Source organism: Methylibium petroleiphilum PM1 (assembly GCF_000015725.1).
Taxonomy (GTDB): Bacteria; Pseudomonadota; Gammaproteobacteria; order Burkholderiales; family Burkholderiaceae_C; genus Methylibium; species Methylibium petroleiphilum.
The window spans coordinates 861912-886552 of record NC_008825.1; the positions used below are offsets into that span (position 1 = coordinate 861912).

General features: G+C 68.4%; 29 protein-coding genes. 23 read left to right on the top strand and 6 right to left on the bottom strand.

The features are described from left to right. Both MPE_RS04095 and MPE_RS04100 read left to right on the top strand, forming a co-directional pair. A complete protein-coding gene (locus tag MPE_RS04095; protein WP_011828421.1) occupies positions 1–1374 on the top strand; it encodes an OmpP1/FadL family transporter in 1374 nt (457 codons plus the stop codon). Between the two features lie 136 nt (positions 1375–1510). Continuing rightward, positions 1511–3013 (top strand): methyl-accepting chemotaxis protein, encoded by a 1503-nt coding sequence (locus MPE_RS04100; protein ID WP_011828422.1) that lies wholly within the window; start codon positions 1511–1513, stop codon positions 3011–3013. Between the two features lie 21 nt (positions 3014–3034). On the opposite strand, the gene MPE_RS04105 is transcribed toward MPE_RS04100, so the two are convergent. Genes MPE_RS04105 through MPE_RS04115 form a run of 3 tightly spaced genes read right to left on the bottom strand, consistent with a single transcriptional unit; the run spans position 3035 to position 4855 of the window. Then, complete coding sequence (locus tag MPE_RS04105; protein ID WP_011828423.1) at positions 3035–3352, bottom strand: DUF1330 domain-containing protein; 318 nt, start codon at positions 3350–3352, stop codon at positions 3035–3037. A 1-nt stretch (position 3353) separates the two neighbouring features. Then, a complete protein-coding gene (locus tag MPE_RS04110) occupies positions 3354–4139 on the bottom strand; it encodes a tetratricopeptide repeat protein (protein ID WP_011828424.1) in 786 nt (261 codons plus the stop codon). A gap of 47 nt (positions 4140–4186) precedes the next feature. Continuing rightward, entirely contained in the window at positions 4187–4855 is a 669-nt protein-coding gene (locus MPE_RS04115; RefSeq protein WP_011828425.1) for a TetR/AcrR family transcriptional regulator, read from the bottom strand. A gap of 131 nt (positions 4856–4986) precedes the next feature. On the opposite strand from MPE_RS04115, the gene MPE_RS04120 reads away from it, so the two are divergent. From MPE_RS04120 to tatC, 18 genes are all read left to right on the top strand, one after another. Next, a complete protein-coding gene (locus tag MPE_RS04120) occupies positions 4987–5931 on the top strand; it encodes an ABC transporter ATP-binding protein (protein WP_041929913.1) in 945 nt (314 codons plus the stop codon). Positions 5932–6025: 94 nt separating this feature from the next. Beyond that, positions 6026–6781 (top strand): ABC transporter permease, encoded by a 756-nt coding sequence (locus MPE_RS04125; protein WP_011828427.1) that lies wholly within the window; start codon positions 6026–6028, stop codon positions 6779–6781. 20 nt (positions 6782–6801) lie between these two features. Continuing rightward, entirely contained in the window at positions 6802–7080 is a 279-nt protein-coding gene (locus MPE_RS04130; RefSeq protein WP_011828428.1) for a BolA family protein, read from the top strand. Between the two features lie 95 nt (positions 7081–7175). After that, positions 7176–8453 carry a UDP-N-acetylglucosamine 1-carboxyvinyltransferase gene (gene murA, locus MPE_RS04135; protein ID WP_041929914.1) on the top strand — a complete coding sequence of 426 codons (1278 nt, stop codon included), beginning with the start codon at positions 7176–7178 and terminating at the stop codon, positions 8451–8453. A 76-nt stretch (positions 8454–8529) separates the two neighbouring features. After that, positions 8530–9174, top strand: coding sequence for an ATP phosphoribosyltransferase (hisG, locus tag MPE_RS04140; RefSeq protein WP_011828430.1), 645 nt, complete (start codon positions 8530–8532; stop codon positions 9172–9174). A gap of 2 nt (positions 9175–9176) precedes the next feature. Then, positions 9177–10520 (top strand): histidinol dehydrogenase, encoded by a 1344-nt coding sequence (hisD, locus tag MPE_RS04145; protein WP_011828431.1) that lies wholly within the window; start codon positions 9177–9179, stop codon positions 10518–10520. Further along, positions 10517–11632: a histidinol-phosphate transaminase gene (gene hisC, locus MPE_RS04150; protein WP_011828432.1), complete on the top strand. Its 1116-nt coding sequence runs from the start codon at positions 10517–10519 to the stop codon at positions 11630–11632. The genes hisD and hisC overlap by 4 nt, the downstream gene beginning before the upstream one ends. After that, on the top strand, positions 11629–12228 hold the full coding sequence (hisB, locus tag MPE_RS04155) for an imidazoleglycerol-phosphate dehydratase HisB (protein ID WP_011828433.1): 600 nt from the start codon (positions 11629–11631) through the stop codon (positions 12226–12228). Before hisC ends, hisB begins: the two co-directional genes overlap by 4 nt. Position 12229: 1 nt before the next feature. Then, positions 12230–12886, top strand: coding sequence for an imidazole glycerol phosphate synthase subunit HisH (gene hisH, locus MPE_RS04160; protein WP_011828434.1), 657 nt, complete (start codon positions 12230–12232; stop codon positions 12884–12886). Between the two features lie 21 nt (positions 12887–12907). Further along, positions 12908–13654 carry a 1-(5-phosphoribosyl)-5-[(5-phosphoribosylamino)methylideneamino]imidazole-4-carboxamide isomerase gene (gene hisA / locus MPE_RS04165; RefSeq protein WP_011828435.1) on the top strand — a complete coding sequence of 249 codons (747 nt, stop codon included), beginning with the start codon at positions 12908–12910 and terminating at the stop codon, positions 13652–13654. A 13-nt stretch (positions 13655–13667) separates the two neighbouring features. Beyond that, the gene (hisF, locus tag MPE_RS04170) at positions 13668–14429 is read left to right on the top strand and encodes an imidazole glycerol phosphate synthase subunit HisF (protein ID WP_011828436.1); all 762 of its coding nucleotides are present in this window, start codon (positions 13668–13670) and stop codon (positions 14427–14429) included. A gap of 172 nt (positions 14430–14601) precedes the next feature. Beyond that, complete coding sequence (hisI, locus tag MPE_RS04175; protein WP_011828437.1) at positions 14602–14991, top strand: phosphoribosyl-AMP cyclohydrolase; 390 nt, start codon at positions 14602–14604, stop codon at positions 14989–14991. Continuing rightward, positions 14988–15350 carry a phosphoribosyl-ATP diphosphatase gene (locus MPE_RS04180; RefSeq protein ID WP_011828438.1) on the top strand — a complete coding sequence of 121 codons (363 nt, stop codon included), beginning with the start codon at positions 14988–14990 and terminating at the stop codon, positions 15348–15350. The genes hisI and MPE_RS04180 overlap by 4 nt, the downstream gene beginning before the upstream one ends. Further along, complete coding sequence (locus MPE_RS04185; protein ID WP_011828439.1) at positions 15347–15724, top strand: DUF4870 family protein; 378 nt, start codon at positions 15347–15349, stop codon at positions 15722–15724. Before MPE_RS04180 ends, MPE_RS04185 begins: the two co-directional genes overlap by 4 nt. 21 nt (positions 15725–15745) lie before the next feature. After that, positions 15746–16096 (top strand): histidine triad nucleotide-binding protein, encoded by a 351-nt coding sequence (locus MPE_RS04190; protein WP_011828440.1) that lies wholly within the window; start codon positions 15746–15748, stop codon positions 16094–16096. Positions 16097–16178: 82 nt separating this feature from the next. Next, positions 16179–16409 (top strand): Sec-independent protein translocase subunit TatA, encoded by a 231-nt coding sequence (gene tatA, locus MPE_RS04195; RefSeq protein ID WP_011828441.1) that lies wholly within the window; start codon positions 16179–16181, stop codon positions 16407–16409. A 20-nt stretch (positions 16410–16429) separates the two neighbouring features. Next, complete coding sequence (gene tatB, locus MPE_RS04200) at positions 16430–16942, top strand: Sec-independent protein translocase protein TatB (protein ID WP_011828442.1); 513 nt, start codon at positions 16430–16432, stop codon at positions 16940–16942. A gap of 3 nt (positions 16943–16945) precedes the next feature. Beyond that, entirely contained in the window at positions 16946–17734 is a 789-nt protein-coding gene (gene tatC, locus MPE_RS04205; RefSeq protein WP_011828443.1) for a twin-arginine translocase subunit TatC, read from the top strand. Here the strand turns inward: tatC and MPE_RS04210 are convergent. Beyond that, complete coding sequence (locus tag MPE_RS04210; protein ID WP_011828444.1) at positions 17731–18891, bottom strand: S1C family serine protease; 1161 nt, start codon at positions 18889–18891, stop codon at positions 17731–17733. The genes tatC and MPE_RS04210 overlap by 4 nt on opposite strands. A gap of 12 nt (positions 18892–18903) precedes the next feature. Here MPE_RS04210 and MPE_RS04215 point away from each other — a divergent pair, with 12 nt between their 5' ends. Both MPE_RS04215 and pdxA read left to right on the top strand, forming a co-directional pair. Beyond that, positions 18904–19653, top strand: coding sequence for a Nif3-like dinuclear metal center hexameric protein (locus MPE_RS04215; protein ID WP_011828445.1), 750 nt, complete (start codon positions 18904–18906; stop codon positions 19651–19653). 11 nt (positions 19654–19664) lie between these two features. Next, positions 19665–20678: a 4-hydroxythreonine-4-phosphate dehydrogenase PdxA gene (gene pdxA / locus MPE_RS04220; protein ID WP_011828446.1), complete on the top strand. Its 1014-nt coding sequence runs from the start codon at positions 19665–19667 to the stop codon at positions 20676–20678. Between the two features lie 12 nt (positions 20679–20690). Here pdxA and MPE_RS04225 read toward each other — a convergent pair whose 3' ends face one another. Together MPE_RS04225 and mscL are read right to left on the bottom strand one after the other, a co-directional pair. Then, positions 20691–23363 carry a DUF1631 family protein gene (locus MPE_RS04225; RefSeq protein WP_011828447.1) on the bottom strand — a complete coding sequence of 891 codons (2673 nt, stop codon included), beginning with the start codon at positions 23361–23363 and terminating at the stop codon, positions 20691–20693. A gap of 55 nt (positions 23364–23418) precedes the next feature. Next, entirely contained in the window at positions 23419–23832 is a 414-nt protein-coding gene (mscL, locus tag MPE_RS04230; RefSeq protein ID WP_011828448.1) for a large conductance mechanosensitive channel protein MscL, read from the bottom strand. Between the two features lie 207 nt (positions 23833–24039). Between mscL and petA the strand changes: the two genes are divergently transcribed. Then, on the top strand, positions 24040–24639 hold the full coding sequence (gene petA, locus MPE_RS04235; protein WP_011828449.1) for a ubiquinol-cytochrome c reductase iron-sulfur subunit: 600 nt from the start codon (positions 24040–24042) through the stop codon (positions 24637–24639). The last annotated feature ends 2 nt before the right edge of the window (positions 24640–24641 follow it).

The window sequence follows — 24641 nt, forward strand, 5'->3', positions numbered from 1 at the left end:
ATGAAAAAATTCGCGCTGCATGCCGTTGCCACGGTGGCGTTGCTTGCATTTTCGCACCCTGCGTCGTCGACTGACGTCTTCCGCCTCGAAGGCTATGGAGCCGTTTCCCGCGGGTTGGGTGGCGCTGCAACGGCGGTGGACGTCGGCGCGCCGGGCATGATGACCAATCCCGCCACGCTGTCGTTGATCAAGGAGGGCGCATCGGTCCATCTCGGCCTGGACATGGTGAATACGGACATCGATGTTCGAAATCAAGCGACCGGAGAAGTGGTCAGTTCCAACAGCCATTCGCACAATCGAGGCCCGTATGTGGCGCCTGAGGCCGCTTTCGTGTACCGACGCGGTGCACTGGCACTTGGCGTTGGCGCATTCGCGCAGGGGGGGTTGGGGACCGAATATGGAAACAGCAGCTTTCTCTCTCGGGCAACCGGTGCGTTGGAGAGCGGTTTGGAGAATTCCAGCCGACTCCTGGTACTGAGCATCCCTTTTGCTGTCAGCTATGCCGTAGATGAGCGGCTGACGATCGGCGGTAGTCTCGACGCGGTCTGGCAGGGCCTCAACCTCGAACTGTTGCTGGGCGCGGACCAGGTGGGTTCGCTGATTGGCAGCGGACGTGCCTCAGGCAGTCTGATCGGCGTTCTCGCAGGGCTGCCAGATCTTCGTGGGGCGCACTTCAGTCTGACGCGAGATCAACCACTGAACAGCGGCGTCGATGCTTGGGGATTCGGTGGCCGTGTCGGGCTCACCTACAAAGCGACGGACGCGACACTCCTCGGTGTGGCATACACGCTCGAGGCATCGATGGAGGACATGAAAGGACGTGCGACGCTGACGGCAGTCGACGGTGCGGCGGGGCAGATTCCACTGAATGGTCGGATCAAGCTCCGGGACTTCAAGATGCCGGCTCACGTGGACTTTGGAGTTTCGCACCGGATCGACAGTCGGTGGCTTGTGGCCGCTGATATTTCTCGTGTGTTCTGGCGGCATGCGATGAAGGACATCAACGTTGGATTCGTTGCCGATGGCGGCATCGGCAACATCGACATCCTCCTGCCGCAAGGCTATAGAGACCAGACCGTGCTGTCGGTCGGAATGGCCTACGGAGTCGACAACTGGACGTGGCGCGGAGGCTTCCGGATTGCGAGTCAGGCACTGCGCTCCGAAACACTGTTTGCAGTAATTCCGGCCATCCCCAGGAAGCACCTGTCTGCAGGTCTCTCGTACAACTTCCCGGCGGGGAGCCGTATCGATGTGGCGTATTCGCACGCCTTCAAGCAGTCGATGAGCAACTCGACGCTCCCGAACACCTCGGATCCGATCAGCATCAGTCACTCTCAGAACAACATGTCGCTGGCTTACGTCCTGCCGTTTTGACGAGGCTTCCGACCACGGGTTTCGGAGGCATCAGTTCATCAGCGCTATGGAGTCGAGGTCGTCGAAGGCCTCGCTATCGCTCTGATGGTGCGGGCGAGTCCGTCACAGAGCGAGTCCGTGCAACTTAGGGCAAGTGATGCTGAATCTGAGTCTGCGCCAGAAATTCCACGGCGCCATGATCGTGGTGCTGATGGTTTCCGCCATCGTTCTGTGGGGCAACAGAATCCTCGGGAAATGCGCCCAGTTGCACTATTTTGAACGGATGCATCTCGCACAGGTCTCCGAAATCGAGAAGCTGCTCGCCTCGATACGCAGCGACGAGCATGTGGACGACGGTCGGATGCGTCGCGAGCTCCTGCAGTACATCGATCTCGGTCAGGGTTACGCGCGGAGCGCGGATGCGGAATTGTTGGAGGCGGAGAAACTGGTCTTCAAGATCCTCGGATTTGCTCCCATCATCGAGTTACCTCGCAAGGATGTCTTCGATCTCGAAGAGGTGCGCTCGACTCTGCAGTCGTCGACCGCGGAGAGCGGTGTCAGTTCTGCCACTGCGCAGTCTCTTCGTCTCAAGATGATGCCTGTCTCGGAAAACTCGGACAGGTTTGCCGAACTTCTCCCGACGGCCGTGAAGTTTGCCAAGGAGTTGCTGACCGCATCCGCAATCACCGGCCTGGTGCTGCTCGGAGCGACACTGGTCTTCCTGCGTCGCGGCACGCTTCGGCCGATCAACGAGATTTTGACGGTCGCACAGACGATCGCAGGAGGAAACCTTGACGCCGCCATTGCCGTTCGCTCGAAGGACGAGTTTGGCGAACTGATGGGTGCATTGAACAACATGAAGAACAGTCTCGCTGACTTGGTTCGCCAAGTCAGTGCAGGTTCCGGCCAGATCAGCAAGGCGACGAGGGAAGTCGCGTCGGGCAACTCGAATCTGTCTGCGCGGACTGAATCCCAAGCCGCCGCTCTGCAGAAGACAGCGGCTTCAACGGTGGAACTCAAAGCCGCGGCGGAGCGGAGTGCCGTTGGAGCGGAACGGGCAAACTCGCTGGCATTCACTGCCGCCAGCAGGGCAACGGTCGGTCGTGAAATCGGTTCCCAGCTCGTCGAGATGATGACGCACATCAAGACTTCATCAGAGCTGATTTCGAACATCACCAGCGTGATCGATGGCATTGCATCCCAGATCAATATTCTTTCGCTGAATGCTGCAGTCGAAGCGGCGAGGGCAGGACAGCAAGGGCGCGGCTTCGCCGTGGTGGCTGCCGAAGTGAGGGAGCTGGCGCAGCGTTCGGCCAGTGCTGCCAGGGAAATCAAGCAACTGATCGATGAGTCGGCTGTGCGGGTGATGTCCGGATCCGATCTTGCTCACCGATCCGATGCCGTCATCGCGGAAGTCGAGACGGCAATCAAGGAAGTGGCCGTTGTCATATCGGAGATTGCTGTAGAGATGCGCGATCAATGCGTCTCTGTCACGGAGATCGCTCAAGCGGTCGGGCAAATGGACATCGTGACGCAGCAGAATGCTGCATTGGTGGAGCAGGCCGCCGTGGCTTCCGACAGCCTGCATTCGCAAGCTGTTTCGTTGACGCAAGCCATCAGCGTTTTCAAGGTGTCCGACGTCACAGCCGCACCGGCATGAATACGCGACCGCTTCGGTCGGCTACATCGCGTAGCCCACCAGCACCACCTCGGCCGCCCGCTCGCGCAGCGGGATCAGTGCCTGGTAGGCCGGTGAGCGGTACCAGCCCTCGACCGCGGCGGTGTCCGGAAATCGGATGACGACGGTGTCGGTGAACGGCGAGTGGCCGGCCAGTTCGACCGCGCGCCGGCCGCGCACCAGGATCTCGCCCTGCCAGGGCACCAGGGTCGCGGGCACCTGGTTCCGGTAGGCCAACCAGGTGTCGGGGTCCTTGATGACGATGTGGCCGATCACATAGGCGGCTGCGGCTGCCGGGCCGGCAGGGGGTGTCGCGCTCACCTCAGTCCTCCAGTTCGGCCTTCGCCATCTCCACGTCCAGGCGCTCCATCGCGTCGGCCGGTGTGCACGCGGCCGCCTGCGCGTAGAGCTGTTCGGCCTCCTTCATGCGCTTGTCGCCCTCGAGCATCACCAGGCCGTTGGCGTATTCCACCATCGCGATCGCGCTGGTCGGGTTGAGCTTCAACGCGGCCTGGAACATCTTCAGCCCGGTCGCGGCATCGGCGCCCTGGGTCCTGCCGAGCAGCTTGCCGACCTTGTCGATCACCTCGGCGTGGAAGGCGCCGAGCGCGATGTGCGCATCGGCGTGCTTCGGGGCCAGCTTGATGGTGGTCTCCAGCGCGTTCTTCACCTTGCTGCCCAGCCCCTGGGCGAGCGCCTTCGCGACGCTGATGCCTTGGCCGTAGCGGCCCACCGCATAGGCCATCAGGTAGTGCGCGTTGGCGTTCTTCGGCTCGGCGGCGGCCTGGGCCTCGGCGCGCTGGGCGAGCTCGAGGAAGAGGTCGAGCTTGGTCTTCTCGCTCTTCTCCAGGTAGTTGGCGTAGATCGCCTGGGCCTTGTTGGCCGCGGTGATGCCTGCTGTTGCTCCATTCGCGCCGGCCTTCAGCCCGGCATCGACCGCCTTCCTGAACTCTCCGGCGTGGAACAGCGCCCAGGCTTCCTGCACCGCGGCGTCCTTGGGCCAGGGCTCGGCGTCGCCTGCGTGCAGCCGGGCCCAGTGCTTCTTCAGCGCCGCGGCGTCGTGCACGTAGTCGGCGTTGTCGTAAGGGAAGGCGGTCCACTTGGCCATGGTGCTTGTCTCCTGCGTCGTTCCGGGGAATCGGTCGTTCTTATCGGTCAGTCGCGCTGGTAGCTGCCGGCCAGCATCAGCAGGTGCTCGCGCTGGCCCGGATCGAGGTAGGGCATCAGCAGGCTGAGCACGTGCTGGGCGCCGCGCAGCAGCGCCGCGCCGGCGCTTTCGGGCTCCAATGCCTTGCGCGGGTCGCGCACGTACTCGTAGCTGAGCCAGTAGGTCAGCACCACCACCATCGAGGTGGCCACCGGCTCGGCCTCGCGCGCGTCGATGCGCATCGCCTGCGCGCGGCTCAGGCCGTCGAGCACCGCCTTGACCGCATGCTGCTTGTTCTTCAGCACGAACTGGAAGTGGGTCTCCAGGCGCCGGTTCTTGCTGAGCAGGTCGTTCAGGTCGCGGTACAGGAAGCGGTACTGCCAGATCAGCTCGAACAGCATGTGGAAGAACAGCCAGGCGTCCTCGACGTTGCGCACGTTGTCGGCCGCCCGCAGCAGCTCGGTGAGCGCGGCCTCGTAGCGGTCGAACAGGCTGTTGATCAGCTCGTCCTTGGCCGGGTAGTGGTAGTAGAGGTTGCCGGGGCTGATGTTGAGCTCGGCCGAGATCAGCGTGGTGCTGACGTTGGGCTCGCCGAAGCGGTTGAACAGTTCCAGCGTCACCTCCAGGATGCGCTCGGCCGTGCGGCGCGGTGCTTTCTTCGGGACCCGTGGGCTCATGGCGCGGTCGTCTCGCGGCGGGCGAGAGGGCTGGTTTGCGGGCAATCTAGCATCAAGATCACGCGCCACCAATGCGGCCAGCACCGATGGCGGGGCCTGCCTACAATCTCCGGCTGTCCTCCGAGACCTTCATGCCGGCCGTTCGTTTCGACTCCGTTTCCAAGACCTACCTTGCCCCGCGCGGCAGCCAGCGCGGCGACCTGCATGCGCTGCAGGACGTGAGTTTCGACATCGAGCCGGGCGACTTCTTCGGCCTGCTCGGCCCCAACGGGGCCGGCAAGACCACGCTGATCAGCATCCTGGCCGGCCTGAGCCGCGCGACCCGAGGGCGCGTCACGGTGCAGGGCCACGACGTGGTGGACGACTACGCGGCCGCGCGCCGCGCGCTGGGCATCGTGCCGCAGGAGCTGGTGTTCGACCCCTTCTTCTCGGTGCGCGAGACGCTGCGCATCCAGAGCGGCTACTTCGGCGTGCGCGTCGACCGCAAGGCCAACGATGCCTGGATCGACGAACTGCTGCACCACCTGGGGCTGGCCGACAAGGCCGACGCCAACATGCGCCAGCTGTCGGGCGGCATGAAGCGCCGCGTGCTGGTGGCGCAGGCGCTGGTGCACCGGCCGCCGGTGATCGTGCTCGACGAGCCGACCGCCGGGGTCGACGTGGAACTGCGCCAGACGCTGTGGCAGTTCATCGCGCGGCTCAACCGCGAGGGCCACACCGTGCTGCTGACCACGCACTACCTGGAAGAGGCCGAGGCGCTGTGCGGTCGCATCGCGATGCTCAAGCAGGGCCGCGTGGTGGCGCTGGACCGCACCGCCAACCTGCTGGCCGGCACCGCGAGCACCATGCTGCGCTTCAAGACCGACCAGGCGCTGCCGCCGGCAGTGGCGGCGCAGGCGCGCGTGACCGGTCGCATCGTGCAGCTCACCGCACACGACGCCGCCGAGGTGGAGACGCTGCTCGCGCTGCTGCGCAGCGCCGAGGTGCGCGTGGAGGAACTGGAGATCGGCCGCGCCGACCTGGAGGACGTGTTCCTCGAGATCATGCAGGGCGAACCGCAGAAGGGGGCGGCATGACCGGCGCGCCGCGGGCCGAGCGCCGGGCCGCTCCCAAGCCGGCCCGCATCCCCGCGGGGGATCGGCCGACGTACTCGTCGGACGAGGGGCAGTCATGACCGGCGCGCGCACGCTGCTTTACAAGGAGATGCTGCGGTTCTGGAAGGTCAGCTTCCAGACCGTGGCGGCGCCGGTGCTGACCGCCGTGCTCTACCTGCTGATCTTCGGCCATGCGCTCGAAGCCCATGTGAAGGTCTACGGCAGCGTCGGCTACACCAGTTTCCTGATCCCGGGGCTGGTGATGATGAGCGTGCTGCAGAACGCCTTCGCCAACAGCAGCTCGTCGCTGATCCAGAGCAAGGTGACCGGCAACCTCGTTTTCCTGCTGGTGACGCCGTTGTCGCACTGGGCCTGGTTCGCGGCCTATGCGGGCGCCTCGGTGGTGCGCGGCCTGGTGGTGGGCGCCGGGGTGCTGGCCGTCACCGTGTGGTTCGCGCCGCCCGGCCTGGCCGCGCCGGCCTGGGCGCTGGTGTTCGCGGTGCTGGGGTCCGCGATGATGGGCGCGCTGGGCCTGGTGGCCGGCCTGTGGGCCGAGAAGTTCGACCAGATCGCGGCGTTCCAGAACTTCGTCGTGATGCCGATGACCTTTCTGTCGGGCGTGTTCTATTCGATCGACTCGCTCCCGCCGTTCTGGCAGGCGGTGAGCCATCTCAATCCCTTCTTCTACATGATCGACGGATTCCGGGCCGGCTTCTTCGGCATCAGCGACGTGAGTCCGTGGGTCAGCCTGGGGGTGGTCGCCACCAGCCTGGCGGCCGTCTCGGCGGTGGCGCTGCGGCTGCTGAAGACCGGCTACAAGCTGCGCTCCTGAACGCCCGATACACTGGTGACATGGCCGACCCCACCGCAGACGACGTGCAGCGCTACATCGCGCAAGGGCTCGCCTGCGAGCACCTGCAGGTGGATGGCGACGGCCGCCATTTCTTCGCCACCATCGTGTCGGCCGAGTTCGACGGCCTGAGCCGCGTCCGCCGCCACCAGCGGGTCTACGCGGCGCTCGGCGATAGAATGCGCGAACAAATCCACGCGCTGTCGATGAAGACGCTGACGCCGGCCGAATTCGCGGTGCAGGGCTCCGAGCCCCGCGCCGCCGCTGCCCACCACCACTGATCCACAAGCCGCCCTGTGGCGCGGCTTGTGCGCTCCCTCGTGGCGAGGGCGGTCCGTGCAAGCGCGTGATGCAGGGCGGTGACGAGCACCGCACCATGGACAAACTCATCATTCGCGGCGGCCGCCGTCTCCACGGCGAGGTCGCGATCTCGGGCGCCAAGAACGCGGCGCTGCCGGAGCTGTGCGCTGCGCTGCTGACGGCCGAGCCGGTGCGCTTCTCGAACGTGCCGCGCCTGCAGGACGTCTCGACCACGCTGAAGCTGCTGCGCAATATGGGTGCCGTCGCCGAGCGCAGCGAGAGCCGCCCCGACGAAGTGACCATCGACGCCGGCCCGGTCAGCAGCCCCGAGGCCCCCTACGACCTGGTGAAGACCATGCGGGCGTCGATCCTGGTGCTGGGACCGCTGCTGGCGCGCTTCGGCGAGGCCACGGTGTCGCTGCCGGGCGGCTGCGCGATCGGCTCGCGGCCGGTGGATCAGCACATCAAGGGCCTGCAGGCGATGGGCGCGCAGATCAGCGTCGAGCACGGCTACATCATCGCGAAGGCGCCCAAGGCCTCGGGCGGGCTGCGCGGTGCGCGCATCACGACGGACATGGTGACCGTCACCGGCACCGAGAACCTGCTGATGGCCGCGACACTGGCCGACGGCGAGACCGTGCTCGAGAACGCCGCGCAGGAGCCCGAGATCCCCGACCTGGCCGAGATGCTGATCTCGATGGGCGCGAAGATCGAGGGCCACGGCAGCAGCAAGATCCGCATCCAGGGCGTCGCGCAACTGCACGCGCCGCGCGGCGGGCACCGCGTGGTGCCCGACCGCATCGAGGCCGGCACCTTCCTGTGCGCGGTGGCCGCGGCCGGCGGCGAGGTGCTGCTGAAGCACGCGCGCGCCGACCACCTGGACGCGGTGATCGACAAGCTGCGCGAGGCCGGCGTCCGCATCGAGGCCGGCAGCGACTGGATCCGCGTGGCCTCCGACGGCAAGCTGAAGGCGGTGGGCTTCCGCACCAGCGAGTACCCGGCCTTCCCGACCGACATGCAGGCGCAGTTCATGGCGCTCGACTGCATTGCCGAGGGCACGGCGCGCGTCACCGAGACCATCTTCGAGAACCGCTTCATGCACGTCGATGAACTGGTGCGCCTGGGCGCGAAGATCGAGGTCGACGGCCACACGGCCATCGTCACCGGCGTGCCGCAGCTGTCGGGCGCCACGGTGATGGCCACCGACCTGCGCGCCTCGGCCAGCCTGGTGATCGCCGGCCTGGTGGCCAGCGGCGAGACCCTGGTCGACCGCATCTACCACCTGGACCGCGGCTACGACCAGATGGAAACGAAGCTGCGCGCCCTGGGCGCGGACATCGAAAGAGTGAAATGACAGTCCTCACGCGCACCTCGTTCGCTTCGCCCCGAGGGCGCGAGGCCTCCATCCGGGCGGCCCGGCGGGAGGCCCCATGAGCATCACGCTCGCGCTGTCGAAGGGCCGCATCTTCGAAGAGACGCTGCCGCTGCTGAAGGCGGCAGGCATCGAGGTCACCGAGGACCCCGAGACCTCGCGCAAGCTCATCCTGCCGACCAACCGGCCCGACGTGCGCGTGGTGCTGGTGCGCGCTACCGACGTGCCCACCTATGTGCAGCATGGCGGCGCCGACCTCGGCGTGGTCGGGCTCGACGTGCTGCTGGAGCATGGCGGTCAGGGCCTGTACCAGCCGCTGGACCTGCGCATCGCCAAGTGCCGCATGAGCGTGGCGGTGCGGGCCGACTTCGACTACGCGGCGGCGGTGAAGCAGGGCTCGCGCATCCGCGTCGCCACCAAGTACGTGAGCGTCGCGCGCGACCACTTCGCCGACAAGGGCGTGCACGTCGACCTGATCAAGCTCTACGGCTCGATGGAGCTGGCGCCGCTGACCGGCCTGGCCGATGCCATCGTCGACCTGGTGTCGACCGGCAGCACGCTCAAGGCCAACCACCTGCTCGAGGTCGAGCGGATCATGGACATCTCGTCGCGGCTGGTGGTGAACCAGGCCGCGCTGAAGCTCAAGCGCGAGGCGATCCGTCCGCTGATCGACGCCTTCGCAGCAGCCATCCCCCAGGAGTGAACATGAGCGCCCCCGCCCGCGTGAACCTGCGCCGCCTGGCCACCACGCAGCCCGATTTCGAGGCGGCATTCCGGGCCGTGCAGCACTGGTCGGCGGAGACCGACGACGCGATCGAGGGCCGTGTGGCGGAGATCCTGGCCGACGTGCGGCAGCGCGGCGACGCCGCGGTCCTGGAGTACACCGCGCGCTTCGACGCACTGCCGGTCGGCTCGATGGGCGAGCTCGAGCTGACGCAGGCCGATTTCGCCGCCGCCTTCGCGGCCATCACGCCGGCGCAGCGCGACGCGCTGCAGCAGGCCACGCGCCGCATCCGCAGCTACCACGAGCGCCAGCTCGACGCCTGCGGCCGCAGCTGGAGCTACCGCGACGAGGACGGCACGCTGCTGGGCCAGAAGGTCACGCCGTTGGACCGCGTGGGCATCTACGTGCCGGGTGGCAAGGCGGCCTATCCGTCCAGCCTGCTGATGAATGCGGTGCCGGCCCATGTGGCCGGCGTGCCCGAGATCGTGATGGTGGTGCCCACGCCGAAGGGCGAGCGCAACACCCTGGTGCTGGCCGCCGCGCACGTGGCGGGCGTGACGCGCGCCTTCACGATCGGCGGCGCGCAGGCGGTGGCCGCACTCGCCTACGGCACGGCCACGGTGCCGCAGGTCGACAAGATCACCGGCCCCGGCAACGCCTATGTGGCGAGCGCGAAGAAGCGCGTGTTCGGCACGGTGGGCATCGACATGATCGCCGGACCCAGCGAAATTCTGGTGCTGGCCGACGGCAGCACGCCGGCCGACTGGGTGGCGATGGACCTGTTCAGCCAGGCCGAGCACGACGAGCTGGCGCAGAGCATCCTGCTGTGCCCCGATGCGGCCTATCTCGACGCAGTACAGGCAGAGATCAACCGGCTGCTGCCCGGCATGCCGCGCGCTGCCATCATCCGCGCTTCGCTGGAAGGGCGCGGCGCGTTGATCCACACCCGCTCGATGGAAGAGGCCTGCGAGATCAGCAACCGCATCGCGCCCGAGCACCTGGAAGTGAGCTCGAACGAGCCGCACCGCTGGGAGCCGCTGCTGCGCCACGCCGGCGCGATCTTCCTCGGTGCCTACACCAGCGAATCGCTGGGCGACTACTGTGCCGGGCCGAACCACGTGCTGCCGACCTCGGGCACCGCGCGCTTCAGCTCGCCGCTGGGCGTCTACGACTTCCAGAAGCGCAGCAGCCTGATCGAGGTCAGCGAGCAGGGCGCGCAGACGCTGGGCGTGATCGCCGCCGAGCTGGCCTACGGCGAGGGCCTGCAGGCGCACGCGCAGGCGGCCGAGATGCGGCTGGCGAAGAAGCCGAGAGCGGCACGATGAGCAGCAGCAACAGCAACAACGGCGGACCCCCGCTCGCGCCCCGCCTCGCGCGCTTCGTCCGCCAGGACGTGCAGAACATGCACGCCTACGCGATCCAGCCGTCGGACGGCTTCGTGAAGCTCGACGCGATGGAGAACCCGCACCGCCTGCCCGCCGCGTTGCAGGCCGAGCTGGGCCGCCGGCTCGGCGCGCTGGCGATCAACCGCTATCCCGGCACGCGCACCGACGAGCTGCGCGCGGCGCTGGCCCGCCACGCTGGCCTGCCGCCCGGTTGCGCGCTGATGCTGGGCAATGGCTCCGACGAGCTGATCTCGCTGCTCAGCATGGCCTGCGATGTGCCGGGCGCCACCGTGCTGGCGCCGCTGCCGGGCTTCGTGATGTACGAGATGTCGGCCCGGCTGCAGGGGCTGCGCTTCGTCGGCGTGCCGCTGACCGCCGACTTCGAGCTCGACGCCGCGGCGATGCTGGCCGCGGTGCGCGAGCACCGGCCGGCCCTCACCTACCTGGCCTACCCGAACAACCCGACCGCCAACCTGTGGGACGACGCGGTGATCGAGCGCGTCGTCGACGCGGTGCGCGAGCACGGCGGCCTGGTGGTGATCGACGAGGCCTACCAGCCCTTCGCGAGCCGCAGCTACATCGACCGGCTGGCGCACCACGACCACGTGCTGCTGATGCGCACGCTCAGCAAGTTCGGCCTGGCCGGTGTGCGGTTGGGCTACCTGATGGGTCCGACCGCGCTGGTGGCCGAGATCGACAAGGTGCGCCCGCCCTACAACGTGAGCGTGCTGAACTGCGAGGCGGCGCTGTTCGCGCTGGAGCACGAGGACGAGTTCGCGCGCCAGGCCGCCGTGCTGCGCGCCGAGCGCGCGCGGCTGCTGGACGCGCTGCGCGCGATGTCGGGCGCCACGCCGTTCCCGAGCGAGGCCAACATGGTGCTGGTGCGGGTGCCCGACGCGAAGGCCGCCTTCGAGGGCCTGAAGGCGCGCGGCGTGCTGGTGAAGAACGTGTCCGGCCTGCACCCGCTGCTGGCAAACTGCCTGCGCCTCACCGTCGGCCTGCCCGAAGAGAACGACCAGATGATCGCGGCCCTGAAAGGCATCCTGTCATGACCGAACCGAACCGTGTTGCCGAAGTCCGGCGCGACACCGCCGAAACGAAGATCCGCGTGCGCGTCGACCTCGACGGCACGGGCGTGGCCAGGCTCGCCACCGGCATCGGCTTCTTCGACCACATGCTCGACCAGCTGGCGCGCCACGGGCTGGTCGACCTGGAGATCGAGGCCGACGGCGACCTGCACATCGACGGTCACCACACCGTCGAGGACGTTGGCATCACGCTCGGTCAGGCCTTCGCCAAGGCGGTCGGCGACAAGAAGGGGCTGCGTCGCTACGGCCATGCCTACGTGCCGCTCGACGAGGCGCTGAGCCGCGTGGTGGTCGACTTCTCCGGCCGGCCCGGGCTGCACATGCGCGTGCCGTTCAAGGCCGGCATGATCGGCGCGCTCGACACCCAGCTGGTCTACGAGTTCTTCCAGGGCTTCGTGAACCATGCCGGCGTCACGCTGCACATCGACAACCTGCACGGCGACAACGCCCACCACCAGTGCGAGACGGTCTTCAAGGCCTTCGCCCGAGCGCTGCGCATGGCGCTGGAGCGCGACCCGCGCATGGCCGGCGTCATCCCTTCCACCAAGGGCAGCCTCTGACATGAGCCGTCGCGTGGCGGTCATCGACTACGGCATGGGCAACCTGCGCTCGGTGTCGCAGGCCGTGCTGCACGCGGCCGCCGGGACCGGCTTCGAGGTGGTTGTGACGGCCGAGCCCGAGGTGGTGCGCGCTGCCGAACGCGTGGTGCTGCCCGGCCAGGGCGCGATGCGCGACTGCATGCGCGAGCTGCGAGAGGCGCACGGGGGCGCCCTGCGGGCCGCCGTGCTCGAGGCCGCCGCCGACAAGCCGCTGATGGGCGTGTGCGTCGGCATGCAGATGCTGCTCGACCACAGCGAGGAACAGGACACGCCCGGCCTGGGCCTGATCCCGGGCCGGGTGCGGCGCTTCCAGCTCGAAGGCCGACTCCAGCCCGACGGCAGCCGCTACAAGGTGCCGCAGATGGGCTGGAACCAGGTGCTGCAGGCCCGTCCGCACCCGGTGTGGGCCGGCGTGCCCGATGCCAGCTGGTTCTATTTCGTGCACAGCTTCTATGCGCAGCCGGCCGATCCGGCGCACAGCGTTGGTGAAACCGACTATGGCGCGCGCTTTACCAGTGCGGTGGCACGCGATAATATTTTTGCCACCCAGTTCCACCCCGAGAAGAGCGCTGCACACGGCCTGGCCCTGTACCGCAACTTCCTCGGCTGGTGCCCCTGACCCCCCATCCCCCTGACAGCCATGTTGCTGATCCCTGCCATCGACCTGAAAGACGGCCGCTGCGTGCGCCTGAAGCAAGGCGACATGAATGTGTCCACCACCTTCGGTGAGGACCCCGTCGCGATGGCCCGGCGCTGGCTCGACGCCGGGGCGCGCCGCCTGCACCTGGTCGACCTGAACGGCGCCTTCGCCGGCAAGCCGGTCAACGAGCCGGCGATCAAGGCCATCCTGAAGGAAGTGGGCGACGAGATCCCGGTGCAACTGGGCGGCGGCATCCGTGACCTCGACACCATCGAGCGCTACCTCGACGACGGCCTGTCCTACGTGATCATCGGCACCGCCGCGGTCAAGAACCCGGGCTTCCTGCGCGATGCCTGCACGGCCTTCGGCGGCCACATCATCGTGGGGCTCGATGCCAAGGACGGCAAGGTCGCGACCGACGGCTGGAGCAAGCTGACCGGCCACGAGGTGGTGGACCTGGCGAAGAAGTTCGAGGACTACGGCGTCGAGGGCGTGATCTACACCGACATCGGCCGCGACGGCATGCTGAGCGGCATCAACATCGACGCCACCGTCAAGCTGGCGCAGGCACTCACCATCCCGGTGATCGCCTCGGGGGGCCTCAGCGACATCGCCGACATCGAGCGCCTGTGCGCCGTCGAAGGCGAGGGCATCGAGGGTGTGATCTGCGGTCGGGCGATCTACACCGGCGACCTCGACTTCGCCGCGGCGCAGGCGCGGGCCGACGCGCTGAACGGCGACGCCTGAGCGGCGCCCCCGCATGCTCGCCAAGCGCATCATCCCCTGCCTCGACGTCACCGGCGGCCGCGTCGTCAAGGGCGTCAACTTCGTCGAGTTGCGTGATGCCGGCGACCCGGTGGAGATCGCCGCGCGCTACAACGAGCAGGGCGCCGACGAACTGACCTTCCTCGACATCACCGCCACCAGCGACGGGCGCGACCTCATCCTGCCCATCATCGAGGCGGTGGCCTCGCAGGTCTTCATCCCGCTCACCGTCGGCGGCGGAGTGCGCAGCGTCGAGGACGTGCGCCGCCTGCTCAATGCCGGGGCCGACAAGGTGAGTTTCAACTCGGCGGCGGTCGCGAACCCGCAGCTGATCCGTGACGCCTCCGACAAGTACGGCGCGCAGTGCATCGTGGTCGCCATCGATGCCAAGGCCCGGGTGGGCGGCGAGGGCTGGGAGGTCTACACGCACGGCGGACGCAGGAACACCGGCCTCGATGCAGTGGCCTGGGCGCAGCAGATGGCCGAGTTCGGCGCCGGCGAGATCCTGCTGACCAGCATGGACCGCGACGGCACGCAGATCGGCTTCAACCTGCCGCTGACGCGCGCGGTCAGCGACGCGGTGCCGGTGCCGGTGATCGCCTCGGGCGGCGTCGGCGCGCTGGAGCACCTCGCCGAGGGCATCCAGGTCGGTGGCGCCGATGCGGTGCTGGCCGCCAGCATCTTCCACTACGGCACGTTCACCGTCGGCCAGGCCAAGGCCTTGATGGCCGAGCACGGCATCCCCGTCAGGATGTAATCCACCCCCGTTGCGTGTGTGGCCCATCCCCGTTGCGGCTGCGCCGCTCCCCCTCGAGGGGGCGACGCTAGTGGACCGGCGGAGCCGGATCCACGGCGTCCACTCGGTGGATCGTTGTTTGCCGATGGCGCCGTTCGGGAGGGGATTGCCCTGACTCGCTAAACTGCCGGGCATGACTTGGCTCGATGACATTCGCTGGGACCGCGACGGCCTGCTGCCGGTGATCGCGCAGGAAGCCGCCACCGGCGACGTGCTGATGTTCGCGTGGATGAACCGCGAGGCGCTGGCGCGCACGGCCGAACTGGGCGAGGCGGTGTACTGGAGCCGCTCGCGCGGCAGGCTGTGGCACAAGGGCGAGGAGTCGGGCCACATCCAGAAGGTGCGCGACATGCGGCTGGACTGCGACAACGACGTGCTGCTGCTGAAGGTCGAACAGCTCGGCCATGAGCCCTCGATCGCCTGCCACACCGGTCGCCACAGCTGCTTCTATCAACGGTATGAGAGCGGCGCCTGGCACGCGGTCGAGCTGGTGCTGAAGGACCCGGAGCACATCTACAGATGAGTGGCGACGACACCCTGGCCCGTCTGGCGGCCGTGATCGAATCGCGCCGCGGCGGCGACCCCGAGGCGAGCTACGTCGCGCGGCTGTTCCACAAGGGCACCGATGCGATCCTCAAGAAAGTGGGCGAGGAAGCGACCGAGTTCGTGATGGCGGCCAAGGACGGCGACCGCCCGAAGATCGTCGCCGAGGCGGCAGACCTGTGGTTCCACGCCATGGTGGCGCTGGCGCATTTCGGCCTCACGCCGGCCCAGGTGCTGGCCGAGCTCGAGCGCCGCGAGGGCCAGTCGGGTCTCGAGGAGTTCGCATTGCGCAAGGTCAGGGGCCGCGAGGCCGAGTCCACGAAGGAGAGCGGCCCATGAGCACGGTGATCGACAGCGACGAGCGCGAGCGCTCCCTGAAGACGGTCGGCACCGTCAGCTACCTGTTGCACCTGATCGTCGCGGTCGGTGCGGTGCTGCCCGGCGTGCAGGCCAGCGTGGCGCTGCTGATCGTGGCCTTCATCATCGACATGGTGAAGAAGGACGAGGCCGCGGGCACCTGGCAGGCCTCGCACTTCAGCTGGCGCATCCGGTCCGTGCTGTGGGCCGGGGGCCTGTACATCCTCACCTCCTGGCTGTGGCTGCTGTTCTTCATCCCGGGCTGGATCGCCTGGGGGCTGATCTCCATCTGGTTCCTCTACCGCATCGTGCGCGGCTGGCTGAATCTCAACGGCAACCAGCCGATGCCGTCCTGACCACTTTCTGCGCCGTCCCCCATGAGCGACCACGATCCGAACTGCATCTTCTGCAAGATCATTGCCGGGCAGATCCCGTCCCGCAAGGCCTACGAGGACGAGCACCTGCTGTCCTTCCACGACATCAACCCCTGGGCGCCGGTGCATGTGCTGGTGATCCCCAAGCGCCACATCGCGACACTCGCCGACATCGGCCCCGGTGACCAGGAGCTGATGGGGCGCATGCTGGCGCTGGCCCCGCGGCTGATGCGTGAACTGGGCGTCGACAACGGCTTCCGCACCCTGATCAACACCGGCAAGGACGGCATGCAGGAGGTCTACCACCTGCACATGCACGTGATCGGCGGCCCCCGCCCCTGGGCCAAGGGGTGAACCTCGGCCCGCTTTGCGGGTCTGTCATGCGGGGCTGGCCTAAAATCTGCGGCTGCCCTTACCGGGTCTTCAGGAGAACGACATGGGTTCCTTCAGCATTTGGCACTGGTTGATCGTGCTGTTGATCGTCGTGCTGGTGTTCGGCACGAAGAAGCTCAAGAACATCGGCAGCGACCTCGGCGGTGCCGTGAAGGGCTTCAAGGACGGCGTGCGCGACGGCTCGACCGCGCCGGCCGATCCGGCGCAGCAGGTCACCGCGAACAAGAGCGCCGACGCGAACACCGTCGACGTCGAGGCGAAGCAGAAGTCCTGAGTGGTCGGAGCGGCGCACGCATGATCGACTTCGGCTTCGACAAGATCGCACTGATCGGCGCGGTGGCGCTGATCGTGATCGGTCCCGAACGCCTGCCGAAGGTCGCGCGCACCGTCGGCCACCTGATGGGCAAGGCCCAGCGATACGTGGCCGACGTCAAGGCCGAGGTCAATCGCTCCATCGAGCTCGAAGAGCTCAAGAAGATGAAGACCGACTTCGAGGACGCTGCGCGCAACGTCGAGCAATCGGTGTCCAGCGAAGTGAACAGGACGAGCAGCGAGATGAACCAGGCCTGGGAGTCGTTGTCGTCATCCGACGGCAACGGAGGCAGCAGCGGCAGCGCGGCGGCCGACAGCTATCACGCTGGTGAGCCGCTGAGCGAGCCGCCGCCGGCCTACACGCACCCGCGCAAGAACTGGCGGCTCAAGCGCGGCGCCATGCCTCAGTGGTACAAGCAGCGGCACGGCGTGCGGGCCAAGGCCCAGTCGGGTGCCGCCCGTGTGGCGCGCTTCAGGCCGCCGCGCCCGCTATAGCCCGTGGGCGCCCCCGACTCCCGCGACGAGCTCGAAGGCAGCGAGCAGCCTTTCGTCGCGCACCTGATCGAACTGCGCGACCGGCTGATCCGCGCGGTGCTGGCGATCGTTGTCTGCTTCGGTGCTCTGGCGCTCTGGCCCGGCCCGTCGGCGCTCTACGACCTGCTGGCCGCGCCGCTGGTGGCGCACCTGCCGGCCGGCACGACGCTGATCGCGACCAACGTGATCTCGCCGTTCCTGGTGCCGCTGAAGATCACGCTGATGGCGGCCTTCATGCTCGCGCTGCCGGTGGTGCTGTACCAGGTGTGGGCCTTCGTCGCGCCCGGTCTCTACACGCACGAGAAGAAGCTGGTGATGCCGCTGGTGGTGTCGAGCACGCTGCTGTTCCTGCTGGGCGTGGCGTTCTGCTACTTCTTCGTGTTCGGGCAGGTGTTCAAGTTCATCCAGAGCTTTGCGCCGAAGAGCATCACCGCGGCGCCGGACATCGAGGCCTATCTCGGCTTCGTGCTGAGCATGTTCATCGCCTTCGGCGCGGCGTTCGAGGTGCCGGTGGTGGTGGTGGTGCTGGCGCGCATGGGCATCGTGTCGATCGAGAAGCTGAAGGGCTTCCGCGCCTACTTCATCGTCGTCGCCTTCATCATCGCGGCGATCGTCACGCCGCCCGACGTGATCTCGCAGCTCGCGCTCGCGATCCCGATGTGCATCCTCTACGAGATCGGGATCTGGGCCGCCAAGGTGTTCATCAAGCACACCCAGGCGCCCGATGCGGCGGCCGAGGACGGCGCCGTCTAGGGTTCGCGCTGCTGCCGCGGTGCCTTCGGCCGCTGCGCGACGATGACGTCGAGCGTCACTTCGCTGTCGCCCCGTTGCACCACGAGCCGGGCCTTCGAGCGCGGCTTGAGGGAGGCCACGACGTTGAGCAGCTGCGAGGTGTTGCCGACCGGCGAGTCGGCCACCTTCACCACCACGTCGCCGGGCCGCAGGCCGCCGTCGCTGGCCGGGCCGCCCTGCAGCACGCCGGTGATCAGCACGCCCTGCGACACCTTGAGGTTGAAGGTCTCGGCGATCTCGGGCGTGAGGTCGCGTGGCTCCACGCCGATCCAGCCGCGCGTGACCTGGCCGTCCCGGATCAGGCCCTCCATCACCTGGCGGGCCGTGGACACCGGGATCGCGAAGCCGATGCCGAGGCTGCCGCCCGAGCGCGAGTAGATCGCTGTGTTGATCCCCATCAGGTTGCCGGCGGCGTCGATCAGCGCCCCGCCGGAATTGCCGGGGTTGATGGCCGCGTCGGTCTGGATGAAGTTCTCGAAGGTGTTGATGCCGAGCTGGTTGCGGCCGAGCGCCGACACGATGCCGGAGGTGACCGTCTGGCCGACGCCGAAGGGGTTGCCGATCGCCAGCACCACGTCGCCGACCTGCAGTGCGTCGGAGTCCCCGAAGCTCACCGACGGCAGCTTGTCGAGCTTGATGCGCAGCACCGCGAGGTCGGCCTCGGGGTCGGTGCCGATCACCTCGGCCTTGGTGCGCCGCCCGTCGGACAGCACGACCTCGATGTCGTCCATGCGCTCGACCACGTGGTTGTTGGTCAGCACATAGCCTTCGGGCGAAACGATGACGCCCGAGCCCACGCCGCTCTGCGCCTGCGAGTCGGGATCACCGAAGAAATAGCGGAACCAGGGATCGGCGGCGCGCGGATCGCGCGCGGTCGGTGTCTTGCTCGTGATGACGCTCACCACCGCCGGCGCCGCGCGCTTGGCCGCGGCGGCGTAGCTGCTGCCGCCGGCTGCGGCGGGTGCCAGCGTGATCTGAGGGGCCGGGTTGGACGACGACCCCACCGCAGTCGACAGCGGCCTGTTCTGCACCCATTCGGGCTTGAGCGTGGCCACGACGAACCACATCGCCAGGGCGACCGTCACGGCTTGGGAGAAAATCAACCAGGTCTTGCGCATGGGAGAGAAGAATTGACGAGCCGTGAAGAGCTGGAAAACTACCTGTCCACGCTGCTCGAACTCGAGCGGTTCAAGGATTATGGGCCGAACGGTTTGCAGGTCGAGGGCAAGCCGGAGATCCGCAAGATCGTCTCCGGCGTCACCGCCAGCCTGGCCTTCATCGAGGCAGCGGCCGCGGCCGGGGCCGATGCGGTGCTGGTGCACCACGGGCTGTTCTGGCGCGGTCAGGACGGCCGGCTCAACGGCTGGCTGAAGAAGCGGGTGGCAGCCTTGCTGGGCCCGGACATCAACCTGTTCGCCTACCACCTGCCGCTCGACGCCCATCCGGAGCACGGCAACAACGCCCAGCTCGGGGCCAAGCTCAAGTTCGTCAGCGAAGGCCGCTTCGGCGAGCAGCAGCTCGGCTTCGTCGGCCGGCCGCCCCAGCCGCTGACCGGCGCGGCGCTGTCGGCGCTGGTCCAGTTCCGGCTCGGGCGCGCGCCGACCGTGGTCGAGGGCGATGGCCGGCCGATCCGCCGCGTGGCCTGGTGCACCGGCGGTGCTCAGGGCCATTTCGAGGCGGCGATCGCGGCCGGTGCCGATGCCTACCTGACCGGCGAGATCTCCGAGCCGCAGGCCCACATCGCGCGCGAGACCGGTGTGGCGTTCTATGCCTGCGGCCACCATGCGACCGAGCGCTTCGGTGCCCCCGCGCTCGGTGCCCACGTGGCGCAGCTGTTCGACCTCGAGCACGAGTTCATCGACATCGACAACCCGGCGTGAGCCCGTCCCGCATGCAGCTGCCGCTGGCGATCACGATGGGCGATGCCTGCGGCATCGGCCCGGAGATCATCGCGTCGGCCTTCCTGCGCGATGCGCTGCCGGGTGGCTTCGCGGTTGGCGATGTCGAGGTGCTGCGGCGCGCCGCGGCCCTGGTCTCGGCGTCGGACCACGCCCTGCTGCCGGTGGCCCGGATCGAGCGTCCGGCCGACGTGGCCGGCGTGCCGCCGCGCTGCCTGCCGGTGCTGGTGCCGCCGGGGCTGCCGGCCGGCCTGGCGGCGCGACCCTTCGGCCGCGTCGACGCTGCGGCGGGTGCGGCCGCCGCGGTCTGCATCCGGCACGCCGTGGCGCTGGCGCAGGCCGGCGAGGTGGCGGCGATCGTCACCGCGCCGATCCACAAGGAGGCGCTGGCCGCCGCCGGCGAGCCCTACCCGGGGCACACCGAGCTGCTGCAGGCCGAGGCCGGCGCCGGGCCGGTGCGCATGATGCTCGCGAACGACGAACTCAAGACCGTGCTGGTCAGCATCCACGTCTCGCTGCGCCGGGCGATCGACGCCGTGAGCACGGCGTCGGTGCTCGAGACGCTGCGCATCGCGCACGCCGCAGCGCGGCGCTGGGGCCAGGCCGCGCCGCGCATCGCCGTGGCCGGACTCAACCCGCACGCGGGCGAGGGTGGCCTGTTCGGCGACGAGGAACTGCGCGTCATCGCGCCGGCCATCGAGGCGGCGTGCCGCGAGGGCATCGACGCGCGCGGGCCGTTCGCACCCGACACCGTGTTCATGCGCGCCCGCCACACGGTCGACCACCCGGGCGAGTTCGACATCGTGGTGGCGATGTACCACGACCAAGGGCTGATCCCGGTGAAGTACCTCGGGGTCGAGCGCGGCGTCAACGTGACGCTGGGACTGCCCTTCGTGCGCACCAGCCCCGATCACGGCACCGCGTTCGATCGGGTCGGCAGTGGCCGCGCCGACCCGTCCAGCCTGATCGCCGCCGGCCAGATGGCGCGCCGCCTCGCGGCTGGCTGACCGCCGGGCGCCTCAGAGACGGCTGCTGGTCGCCGTGCTGCGCGGGGCCGCACCGCCCAGCTGCGCCAGCTGCTTGCGGGCACGCGCCGTCGCGCGCTCGATCAGCTCGGCCTGTTCGAAGGCGCGGAAGCGCTCGGTGTCGCACATGCGGGTGAGCATGCGCGAGGTCATCGAGATCGTCTTCTGGTGGGCCTTGCCGTGGGTGAACACGAAGAAGGCCCGGCCCGGGCTGATCCAGTTCAGGCGCACGCGCTGCCAGCGGCCCTCCACGTGCATGCGGTAGGCGATGCCGGTCTGCAGGTGGTGGATCAGCTGCGGGCCGTGCGTCGGCTCGGCGGGCTCGGGCGCCAGGGCCTCCAGCACCACATCGACCTCGCCGGCCTCCGCCTCGGCGGACGGACCGCCCTCGCCGAGGTCGATGTCCACCTGGCCGTCCCAGTCGACTGCGTTCTCGTCGACCAGGCCGATCTTCTCGGCCTCCTCGGCCGAGAAGGTCAGCGGCGCGGCATGTTCCTGCGGCGGCGGCAGTTCGGCATGCGCGCTCGGCGCGAGCTCGTCGGCGGTGGGGATCGAGACCTTCTCGACCTGGTCGAGGTAGTGCTTGAGCTGGCGCTGCTCGAAGTCTGTCGGCGGCGCGGTCTTCAGCGACGCGGCGTGCTCGGGCAGCAGCTTGCCGAAGAAGTCCTTCTTGGCGGGCTCCGGCCAGCGGATCAGCTCCAGGCCCTCGTTGAGGTCCTTCATCAGCTGCGGCAGTGCCATCAGGAAATGCTTGCGCAGCTGCGGCTCGCCCTTGGGCTGCACGCTGAGCGCCAGCTCGCGCGCTGCGCGGTTGGCGCGCTGCGCCAGCTCTGGCGAACCGAACGGGCCGGCCGCCTGCACCTGCACCTGGCTCCACACCTGCGCTAGGAAGTCGCGCACGAAGCCGGGCAGGGCAACCGGCTCCAGGTGCGACTTGAGCTCGCGCATGTAGCGCTGCTGGATGCGCAGCTGCGTTTCCTTGTTGTCGAGCAGCGTGGCGGCCGTCGCATGCGTGCCGACATCGCGCGCGCTCTGCTCCTGCACCAGCGCCTCGATCGCCTGCAGCTTGGACTCGTACAGGTCCATCTGGTCGAAGTCGCCCTCGACGATCTCCTGCACCAGCGCGCGCACGCGCTCGATGAAGTCCTTGCCGGGGCCCTGGTCGAGGTCCTCGTAGGCCGCCGCCAGCGAGGCGATGCGGTTCACGAAACGCCGCACCGGGTGGCGCCGCGAGCTGAAGAAGCCCACGTCCTTCAGCGCCGCGCGCAGTACCGGCAGCTGCAGCCGAGCGATCTGGCGCGCCATCTGCGGCGGCACCTTGCTGTCCGACAGCACCTGGTCGAACAGTGCGCCGACCACGTCGATCACCATGTGGTCGAGCGTGCCGGACGAGGCCCGCATCAGCTCGTCGCGGTGCTGGCGGATCACGTTCACCGCCATCAGGCCGGCCAGCGGCGTGATGCCGGAGGGCCCCGAGACGCCGGACAAGGGGCCGGGGCGCGAACTGCCGGCGGGGAGGGTGCCCCCCCGTGGGTCGGCGCCGAGGCCGGCCGTCTCGCCGGCCGTGGCGTTCACGACCACCAGGCGGCGCAGGATGTCGAGCATCTGCGCATCGTTGTTGTAGGCCGTGCCCGACGAACGCTCGGACGATGCGCCCGGGCCGGTGGCGCGGCCGCCGGCCCCCGAGCCCGATCCGCCGCCGGAGCCGCCGCTCGGCATGCCCGATCCGCCGCCGGGGCTTCCGTAGCCGCTCCCGGTGCCGCCGTAGCCGCGGCTGCCGGTGCTGCTCCCCGACCGGCTGCTGCCGAATCCGGACGGCGCGCCCGGTCCGGACGGCAGGCCCAGCGCGCCGGCCCCCGAGGCCGCCTGCAGCGCCTGGGGCAGCGCGATGCCGAACAGCGTCTGCAGCATCTGCTCGGCCTGGACCAGGTCGCGCGCCGAGGCCTGGAAGGCCGAGCCATGGAAGCCCGAGGTCTGGTAGCCGGAGTTCTCGCGCAGCACCTCGCGCGGCAGGTCGTTGCCGGGGCCCTGCACCGTCTTCACGGTCAGGCCGATCGGGCTGACGCCGCGCGCCTGCAGGTCGGCGATGATGCCGGCGTAGCAGGCCCGCATCGCCGTGGCCAGCGAGCGGCCGAACTCGGTGGCGAGCAGCCGGTGCGAGGCCGGATCGTCGTTCACGGCGTGGATCGCGCGGCGCAGCGCACGGCCGATGATCTCGGGGCGCAGCGGGTTGCGATCGGGGTCGGGTTCGCCGTGGCGCAGCAGGGCGGCCATGTAGCCGTCGAGCTCGCGCATCTCCCATTCGCACTCGTGCACGATCTGCATGCTCAGGCGCTCGGCCGAGACGCGCTCGTCCACCTCGTCGTCGCCGACCAGGCTCAGCGACTCCCACGAGGTGGTGGCCAGCGAGCGGGTCGAGCTGCGCGGCTCGGCGGCCTCGAGCACGCGGTCACGTAGGCCGGCGCTGAAGACCAGGGTGAAGTCGGGCAGCTTGCGGCGCAGGTCGAACTGCGTGCTCGCCATCAGCTGGCGGGTCGTGATGCTCGCGAACGAGGCCGACTGCGACGCGAGCGTCTCCACCAGTCGTTCGGCGGCGGCCGTGACGGTGGCCTGGATGCGCAGGCATGCCGCGTTCAATGCGGCCTGGACGTTGGGGGCGGCGTTCACAGGGTCGGCAAGGAGGCGGGCGGGCCGGTGCCCCGGCAGCGCGCCCGCAGGCGGGTCACTTCTTCAGGGCATCGCGGATCTCGCGCAACAGCACGATGTCCTCGGCGGGGGGCGCAGGCGGGGCGGCCGGTTCGTCCTTCTTCAGTCGGTTGATCTGCTTGATCATCAGGAAAATGATGAAGGCGAGGATCGCGAAGTTCAGCGCCACCGTGATGAAGTTGCCATAGGCGAAGACCGCGCCGGCCTTCTTGGCCTCCGCGAGCGGCAGTCCGGCGGCCTGCCCCGCCAGTCCGACGTAGTAATTCGAGAAGTCGAGGCCGCCGAACAGCTTGCTGACGATCGGCATGATCAGGTCGCCGACGATCGAGTCGACGATCTTGCCGAAGGCGCCGCCGATGATCACGCCAACGGCCAGGTCGATCACATTGCCCTTGACGGCAAACTCCTTGAACTCGCTGAAGAACGACATGCACAGCCTCCTGAAGGTAGTAATGATGGTCGACCGGGGTGTCCGGCGCCTGTCGTGAGCGAGTATTCCCGAGGTTTGCGGCAAGTCAAGCCGAGCTGGCGCACGGCTTGCTGGAATCTTCGATGCCGATCCGGCCTCGGAACGGTGCGGTCTGTCGATTAGAATCGATGGTTGTTCAAGAATCAAAGCGCTAGCCCAAGGAATTCCATGAGTGAGCAGCAAGTCGATCACAGCAAGCGGACCTGGCTGATCGCCTCGTCCTGCGCCGGCGCCGTCGGCGGCATCGCGACCGCGGTGCCCTTCGTCTCCACCTTCCAGCCGTCGGAGCGCGCCCGCGCCGCCGGCGCGGCGGTGGAGGCCGACATCAGCGCGCTCAAGCCGGGCGAGAAGATGACGGTCGAGTGGCGCGGCAAGCCGGTCTGGATCCTGCGCCGCACGCCGGAACAGCTGGAGTCGCTGAAGAAGACAGACGCGCTGGTGGCCGACCCGAAGTCCGAGCGCAAGCCGGCCGAGGTCACGCCGATGGAGACCACCCGCAACGAGTGGCGCTCGATCAAGCCGGAGATCCTGGTCGTCGTCGGCATCTGCTCGCATCTGGGCTGTTCGCCGTCGGATCGCCTGGTGGCCGGTCCGCAACCCTCGCTGCCGGACGACTGGCAGGGTGGTTTCCTCTGCCCCTGTCACGGCTCGACCTTCGACATGGCCGGGCGGGTGTTCAAGAACAAGCCGGCGCCGGACAACCTCGAGGTGCCCCCCTACACCTTCCTGACCGACAGCAAGCTGCTGATCGGCGAGGCCAAGGCCTGAGC